10 protein-coding genes are annotated in these 6,397 nt (G+C 59.8%); 2 read left to right on the forward strand and 8 right to left on the reverse strand.

Annotation, left to right across the window (positions count from 1 at the left end; genetic code table 11):
* Positions 1–116 precede the first annotated feature (116 nt).
* Together GFJ39_RS09130 and glk are read left to right on the forward strand one after the other, a co-directional pair.
* Positions 117–920 (forward strand): SDR family NAD(P)-dependent oxidoreductase, encoded by an 804-nt coding sequence (locus GFJ39_RS09130; RefSeq protein WP_153431034.1) that lies wholly within the window; start codon positions 117–119, stop codon positions 918–920.
* A 112-nt stretch (positions 921–1,032) separates the two neighbouring features.
* A complete protein-coding gene (glk, locus tag GFJ39_RS09135; RefSeq protein WP_153431035.1) occupies positions 1,033–2,001 on the forward strand; it encodes a glucokinase in 969 nt (322 codons plus the stop codon).
* A gap of 389 nt (positions 2,002–2,390) precedes the next feature.
* Here glk and GFJ39_RS09140 read toward each other — a convergent pair whose 3' ends face one another.
* The 8 genes from GFJ39_RS09140 to GFJ39_RS14060 all read right to left on the reverse strand — a co-directional run.
* Positions 2,391–2,594, reverse strand: a complete 204-nt coding sequence (locus GFJ39_RS09140; RefSeq protein ID WP_153431036.1) for a hypothetical protein — start codon at positions 2,592–2,594, stop codon at positions 2,391–2,393.
* Positions 2,591–2,824, reverse strand: coding sequence for a hypothetical protein (locus tag GFJ39_RS09145; protein WP_153431037.1), 234 nt, complete (start codon positions 2,822–2,824; stop codon positions 2,591–2,593). The genes GFJ39_RS09140 and GFJ39_RS09145 overlap by 4 nt, the downstream gene beginning before the upstream one ends.
* Positions 2,821–3,024 (reverse strand): hypothetical protein, encoded by a 204-nt coding sequence (locus tag GFJ39_RS09150; protein ID WP_153431038.1) that lies wholly within the window; start codon positions 3,022–3,024, stop codon positions 2,821–2,823. The genes GFJ39_RS09145 and GFJ39_RS09150 overlap by 4 nt, the downstream gene beginning before the upstream one ends.
* Positions 3,025–3,060: 36 nt before the next feature.
* On the reverse strand, positions 3,061–3,336 hold the full coding sequence (locus GFJ39_RS09155) for a hypothetical protein (RefSeq protein ID WP_153431039.1): 276 nt from the start codon (positions 3,334–3,336) through the stop codon (positions 3,061–3,063).
* Positions 3,333–3,812, reverse strand: a complete 480-nt coding sequence (locus tag GFJ39_RS09160) for a hypothetical protein (protein WP_153431040.1) — start codon at positions 3,810–3,812, stop codon at positions 3,333–3,335. The genes GFJ39_RS09155 and GFJ39_RS09160 overlap by 4 nt, the downstream gene beginning before the upstream one ends.
* A complete protein-coding gene (locus GFJ39_RS09165) occupies positions 3,809–4,159 on the reverse strand; it encodes a hypothetical protein (RefSeq protein ID WP_153431041.1) in 351 nt (116 codons plus the stop codon). The genes GFJ39_RS09160 and GFJ39_RS09165 overlap by 4 nt, the downstream gene beginning before the upstream one ends.
* A gap of 64 nt (positions 4,160–4,223) precedes the next feature.
* Positions 4,224–4,670 (reverse strand): hypothetical protein, encoded by a 447-nt coding sequence (locus tag GFJ39_RS09170; protein WP_153431042.1) that lies wholly within the window; start codon positions 4,668–4,670, stop codon positions 4,224–4,226.
* Positions 4,671–4,875: 205 nt separating this feature from the next.
* Positions 4,876–6,397 (reverse strand): glycine-rich domain-containing protein (locus GFJ39_RS14060; RefSeq protein WP_194285331.1); only part of this gene is annotated, 1,522 nt, incomplete at its 5' end.

The following is a 6,397-nucleotide window of genomic DNA, read 5'->3' on the forward strand; positions in this document are numbered from 1 at the left end:
AAAAAAACATCCCGTCCGACGGGGTGATGTGCCAATACGGCACGGGGTCGCATCTTGTTGCATGGGAGGGCTATACCCTTCCAGCCCCGATCCGACCACGAATAAAGCGGTTTTCCATGCCAGATGCTTCTGTTTCCCCCTCAAGCGCCCCGTTTCACGTCCTTATTACCGGAGGATCAAGTGGTATCGGAGCCGCGCTGGCCCTTCAGTATGCCCGCCCCGGAACGCATCTGACGTTGTGGGGACGCAACGCCGCGCGTCTTGGGGACGTCGCCGCGCAGGTCATCCGCAAAGGCGCTTCAGCGGAGATCCTGTCGCTTGATCTGTGCCGTACAGACGATGCCCTCGCTGCACTGCGCAAAACGGATGACACGCATCCGATTGACCTCCTGATCCTGGGTGCCGGACTGGGAGACATCCGGCCAGAAGGCGCGCTGACCGAAACAGCCGAACAGGTCCGCGATATCTCCCTCGTCAATTTCACGACCCCCGCGACTCTCGCGACCGAAATGGCTTCGCGTATGGCCATCCGTAAAGCGGGCCGGATCGCCCTCATTGGTTCGGTAGCCGCCTTTCATGACCTCCCGATCGCCACGGCCTATAGCGGCTCAAAAGCAGGACTGGCCCGCTTCAGCACGGCACTCCATGCCGCCATGACGCCGCATCATGTCTCCGTAACCCTCATTTCTCCGGGCTATGTCGACACTCCCATGAGCCAGCGCCTCGAAGGAGCACGGCCTTTCCTCGTTTCGACGCGCCGCGCCGCGCGCATGATCGCACGCGCGATCGGGCAGGGCAGGGCACATTTTCTCTTTCCATGGCCTTTTGCCGTAGCCCGCTTCCTTGAAATGATCGTGCCACGCGCCATCGTTCACCGGCTGCTGAGAACGGCCGAAGTCCGGCAGCGCCCGGCCCGCTGAATTACGACTTCCATCACATCCGGAACTTGACGCGGCGGAACCGGTAGGCAACTGCTTCGCATTGGAAAAAGCGCGGACCATCGGTCAGCATCGCCAGAGGATTTGAGGTGTCATGAGGGAAATCGTAGCCGTCGATATCGGTGGAACGCACGCACGGTTTGCAATCGCCACCATCGAGGATGGCAAGGTTGTCACACTGGGTGACGCCACGACACTGAAATGCGCGGAACATGGCAGTCTGGCCCTGGCCTGGGAAACATTCGGCCGCTCCCTGAACCGGACGCTTCCACGCGAAGCCGGCATTGCCGTGGCCTGCCCGGTAAGCGGCGAGATCCTCAAGCTGACCAACAATCCGTGGATCATCCAGCCGAGCCAACTCGGCGCACGCCTGCATCTCGACAATTTCGTGCTCGTCAATGATTTCGGAGCCGTGGCTCACGCCGTGGCCCAGGTCGATTCCTCGCATATGAAGCATCTCTGCGGGCCGGACATCGACCTTCCGACAGAAGGCGCCATCACGATCGTCGGGCCCGGAACGGGGCTGGGCGCAGCCTGCCTTCTTCGCCGCAGCGACCGCTATTTTGTTATGGAAACCGAAGGCGGCCACCTGGACTATCCGCCGCTCGACGAACTCGAAGACAAGATCCTGAGCGCCCTGCGTCTGCGTTTCCGCCGCGTCTCGGCAGAGCGGATCGTCTCCGGCCCCGGTCTGACCAATCTGTATGAAGTCATCGCCGAGATGCAGGGCTGGCCCATCACCCTGCGTGATAACCGCACCTTGTGGAAAAATGCTCTTGATGGCTCCGACACGGTCGCCGTAGCCGCTCTGGAACGCTTCTGCCTCAGCCTGGGCGCCATTTCCGGCGATCTGGCGCTGGCACATGGCGCACGCGGCGTCGTCATTGGTGGTGGTCTGGGGCTACGTCTTGCCGACAGCCTCGGCCACTCCGGATTCGCCGAACGCTTTGTCGCAAAGGGCCGTTTCGAGACGATGATGACCGAAATGCCGGTCAAGATCATCACACATCCACAGCCTGGCCTGTTCGGCGCTGCGGCAGCATACGCAGAAGCACATCCGTAAAAACGAAAAACAAAACTGGATTTCCGGGGAGAAATCTCTGGAGGTCCGGGCGGGAACGACACGTTAGCCAATATCAAAGACTTAGCTGTGTAAAACGCAAAAACTCTCTTACACGAAACCGCCGTTTTTCGCGCATTTTGTAAAACGATTTCCCTCTTTTTCCCTCACGCGCGAATCGGCTTCCCGCTTGTCGATCAGTTTATAACCCTAACGATCTTGGTGTTATGAAAATGGTCTTTCGCTAACATCAACCTATCAAGGATTCCTTGATGACTGAACCATTGGGAATTTTCCAAGAGTTCAACTATTGAGCAATCCTCAATAGTTTGAACGGTCATTCCTCACTCACATCCCGCACCGCCCGATCATGGCGAGCGCGATGCCCGCGATCAGTTCTTTGAGCAAGCACGCACCTGATCACGCAGGCCAATGTAATCGCCAATCCAGCGCACGGTCTGAGGCTGCGGATGCGCGTTGATCTCCGTAGCAAGCGCCGCCTGATCAGCTTTGGAGTACGTCACGAGCGTCGGGCAGGGCACATAGCGCACGCTGGTGCAGCCGGTGAGGGCAAACGCCAAGACGACCCACCTCATGCCGTTCCTCCATCAAGCCGCGCCAGAACGGCATCCTCAGTCGCGGGCTTATCCGCCTGAGCCTGCGCCATTGCTTCGGCCTTCTCGGTGATTACGTTCGCGCTATCAGTCGACGCTTTCGCGCTTGAGATAGACGCAGCATTGCGGCCAGAGCGGTAGGCAAACCACACCAGACCGACCACAAAGGCGAGGGCGATGACGCCCCCGCCAATGTAGAGGTATTGGATCACGCCGCCGCTTCGGTGGTCGTGGCCGTCTTCGTCTCGAGAGCCGTCACCAGCGCGGCGAGATTGCCAGCCAGACCGGACAGAGCCGTCTTGGCACCAGAGACATCACAGGTCGGGTCCAGCTTCTCGATGATGAAGCCGCCAAGGACGGGGATGAGTTCCTGGCCGAGTGCGCCGGCTTCCTGAATTACAGTGTCAGTCATATGAGCGTTTTCCTTGTTGCTCGGGGTGTCCCGCAGTCACGTCGGCGCTTTTGGCTCGTCCGTGCATGCGGCGGCGGAAGACGCACCCAGAAGTGGATGCTTTCCGATCTCGGTGATCGCTGCGCCGGCTGCGATGGAGGCAGCTTTCTGCAGCGGAGATTTTTCAGGGATCAGCAGGAAGATGGCGGTTGAGGCCATGACGGACGGAACACCGCCATCAACACCAAGCCAAGCTGCCATCATCGCGCCAGACAACAGCCCAAGCCCCTGCAGCGTCGTCGGTTCGCGTATCCAATCGAGGACTTTGCTCATGCCGCGATGGCCTCTGCAAAGAAGGCGACATTCGCCTCTGCATCAGCTTCGCCGAGCGACGTGTTGTAATGCATCTTGTGATACGCGCTCAGTCCGGCCGCGTCCGTCGCGAGGGGTAGCGCTTCGGGCGCGCGATAGAAGCGGATGCGGGCCATCGCGCAGGCGTAGCGAAGGTTCGTGACCAACTGCGCTGTCGCAGATAGATCAGGAGCGCGCATGCGATGGCATACCGTCGCAAGACGCGACTGCGCGGGGAAGTCGAGGAAGTTCGTCCAGCAGTCGTCATGCGTGGCAGGCTCCATCTGCCAGAGGCCAAGAGCAGGACCTCCGCCGACCTGCCGGAGATAGGCTGCGCGGCTTTCGGCAAGCGCGGTGCCGGCCACGAGGTTGATGGCCGCAGGGGATGCAAGGCCAAGCGCCTGAAGCGTCGGGGCGACGATCAGCGTTTTGAGCTGGCGCGTGTTGAGGCCGGTCATGGGTGGATTGCCAGATGCGACATCACTGTTGCGACGCCTGCAGAGGTAGCGGTAACGACAGCCCACCCGACCCAGCCGCGGACGCTTCCAAGGCGTGACACCTGGTCGGCGAGGCTTTTGACGGCGCTCTGTGTCTTCTCGGCTGATTCGCGGGATGTTCGCTCTTGATGCTCCGATCTGGCGCGGTTTTCCCCGTGGAATTCGGCCTGCTTTTCGGACATGGCCGCAAGCGTCTTCTGTGTCTGGTCGAGACTGTTTTTGAGGTCGGCGATATCACCGGTATGCGTTGCGATGACCGCGCTGTGTTCTTCGATCTTTGCGGCGAGGTCCGCCAGACTTTCGGCCATGCGGCCTCCAAATAAAAAAGCCGCCCGGTGGGGGCGGCTATCGTGATTATTTTAGCGAGTGGAATCAGGATGTTGCTGCGGATGCATATGAGAGCACTCCGCCATCGTTCCACAGCCCTCCAGCCTCCGGGGCGATAGTTGGGAGCGCCGGCTCCGGCAGAGCAGGTATATCGTTGACCAGAATCGTGACGCTTACGGTGAGAACCTCGCCCCATGCGGTCTGAACGGAAACGGTCGCCTGCTGCTGCCCCGGAGACAGCCATTGCACCCAGATTGTCACACAGGTTCCGAAAATACCCTTCGCTGACACGATACCTCCGTTCGTCAGGACCTCTAGAGAAGAGAGGCTGTCCCCCGAGGCCAGCAACGCGCCGAATTCAACGCTGAAATCGCCTGCATCTCCCTGAGAAACGGGTGGCCAGCAGAGCAGCGTCTGCGTATCAATTCCCCGCATGCGAAACGAGGGCGGCACATCGGCGCGAACGATGCGCTGGCATGGAGCCCATGTCACGACGAACTCGGGGTATAGGTGCTGCCGATCGGATATTTCCCAGAACTGTCGAGAATACTCGCCTGACCCGTTGGGAGAGAAAGTGTGGTTTTCCCATCCCACACAATCCGATTGACCACAGTTCCGACTACCTGAGTGGATGTGGCCACAGTCAGATAGACTGCATACACGCCCGTTGTCGTGGTTGTTTCCGTCGTCGTTTTCATCACTTGATCTCCACGATAACGCAGCCGTCATGACCTGCGCCGCCGCCATAGAATGTGTCGGAATAGCTGGTGTCGTAAGCTCCACCACCACCAGCACCGAAGCCGGTTCCAGCTTGTCCGCCGCCGTTACCAGCACGACCACCACCACCCCAAACGCCGGGAGCGCCATAACCGGATACAGACGCGATGGATTCTGCGCCCGTCTGCCCGTCGCCGCCATCGGTACCGTTGGAATATGCGATTGGCGTTGCGCCGTTCTGCGTTGACGCGCCACCGCCTGTCCCTCCGGCGCAGGAAGAAACCGAGTTCCAGACGCCACCCGTCCCACCGGATGCACGGGCCACCTCAGTTCCGTTCAGGGTAACAATCGTGTCGCCACCGTTGGTCTGTCCGTTGATCGTATTCGTCGGCGATGAAGCGCCGGCCCCTACAGTGATGCCGATGGTGTCTCCAGATGAGACGGATATATGGAAATGGACGTACCCCCCGGCAGCCCCGCCTGCTCCATATGTGGAATTAGCGATACTCGTTCCCTTAACGGAGCAACCAGAACCGCCTCCGCCGACTGCTTGGATCACCGCTACAGATTTACCAGAGCCTACAGTCAGCGTTGTGCTGCTCGTGTATAGCGTGGGCATTGCGGTCGCCGTGGCATAGGACGCTAGGTCAAAGCTGCCTCCATCGTACTCGAAGGAAGCGTTCCCTGTTGCGCCCCTGTAGTGAAGCCCGGTTCCCTGTAGATCGCCATTATCCGAAACTACACCAAGTGTCCCAGAAACCAGATCAGCCTCCGCAGCCTTCGCGCGGGTCGTCTCTGCGGATATGGAGCTGGAAAGCGCGCTGTCAGCCGAGGCTCGGGTTGATGCCTCGGATGTGAGGGACGATTGCGAGGCAAGATCGAAGCTGCCGCCGTCGTACTCGAAGGAAGCGTTCCCTGTTTCGCCTGAAAGGTGAAGTCCTGTTCCTTGTTTGTCGCCGCTTGCGGCAATGACGCCAAGGGTTCCTGAGACGAGGTCAGCCTCAGCGGCCTTTGCCCGAGCGACTTCCGTTGTGATCGCGCTCGAAAGAGTTGCGTCAGCAGACGCCCGTGTCGATGCCTCGGACGTGAGAGACGATTGCGACGCAAGATCGAAGCTGCCCTCCGAAGAGGTGAAGGAGGCATTACCCGTCGATCCATTTAGGTGAAGTCCGGTTCCGGGCTTGTCACCGTTATCGGCAATGACTCCGAGCGTGCCGGAAACTGCCGTAGCTTCTGCTGCTTTTGCTCGCGTCACCTCATTGGTAATGGCGGTGGAAAGGGCAGAGTCCGCGCTTTCGCGTGTCGATGCCTCACTGGTGACGTCACTCTCCCACGCGATATCAGCAGAGCCGCTTGTATGCACGACAGACGGACGCCCGGTTGCGCCGTTAATATGCAGACCAGTAACGACCTCGTCCTCATTGGCCTCAATGACACCAAGTGTGCCTGAGACTGCCGTGGCTTCCGCAGCCTTTGCACGGGTTGTCTCGGCAGAAATGGCG

This window comes from Gluconobacter aidae, assembly GCF_009547075.1.
Classification (GTDB): Bacteria; Pseudomonadota; Alphaproteobacteria; order Acetobacterales; family Acetobacteraceae; genus Gluconobacter; species Gluconobacter aidae.

Excerpts from the sequence above, each read along its gene's own strand:
- GFJ39_RS09130 (WP_153431034.1), top strand. The coding sequence starts at position 117 with ATGCCAGATGCTTCTGTTTCCCCCTCAAGCGCCCCGTTTCACGTCCTT.
- GFJ39_RS09155 (WP_153431039.1), bottom strand. The coding sequence starts at position 3,336 with ATGAGCAAAGTCCTCGATTGGATACGCGAACCGACGACGCTGCAGGGG.
- GFJ39_RS09165 (WP_153431041.1), bottom strand. The coding sequence starts at position 4,159 with ATGGCCGAAAGTCTGGCGGACCTCGCCGCAAAGATCGAAGAACACAGC.
- GFJ39_RS09150 (WP_153431038.1), bottom strand. The coding sequence starts at position 3,024 with ATGACTGACACTGTAATTCAGGAAGCCGGCGCACTCGGCCAGGAACTC.
- GFJ39_RS09160 (WP_153431040.1), bottom strand. The coding sequence starts at position 3,812 with ATGACCGGCCTCAACACGCGCCAGCTCAAAACGCTGATCGTCGCCCCG.
- GFJ39_RS09140 (WP_153431036.1), bottom strand. The coding sequence starts at position 2,594 with ATGAGGTGGGTCGTCTTGGCGTTTGCCCTCACCGGCTGCACCAGCGTG.
- glk (WP_153431035.1), top strand. The coding sequence starts at position 1,033 with ATGAGGGAAATCGTAGCCGTCGATATCGGTGGAACGCACGCACGGTTT.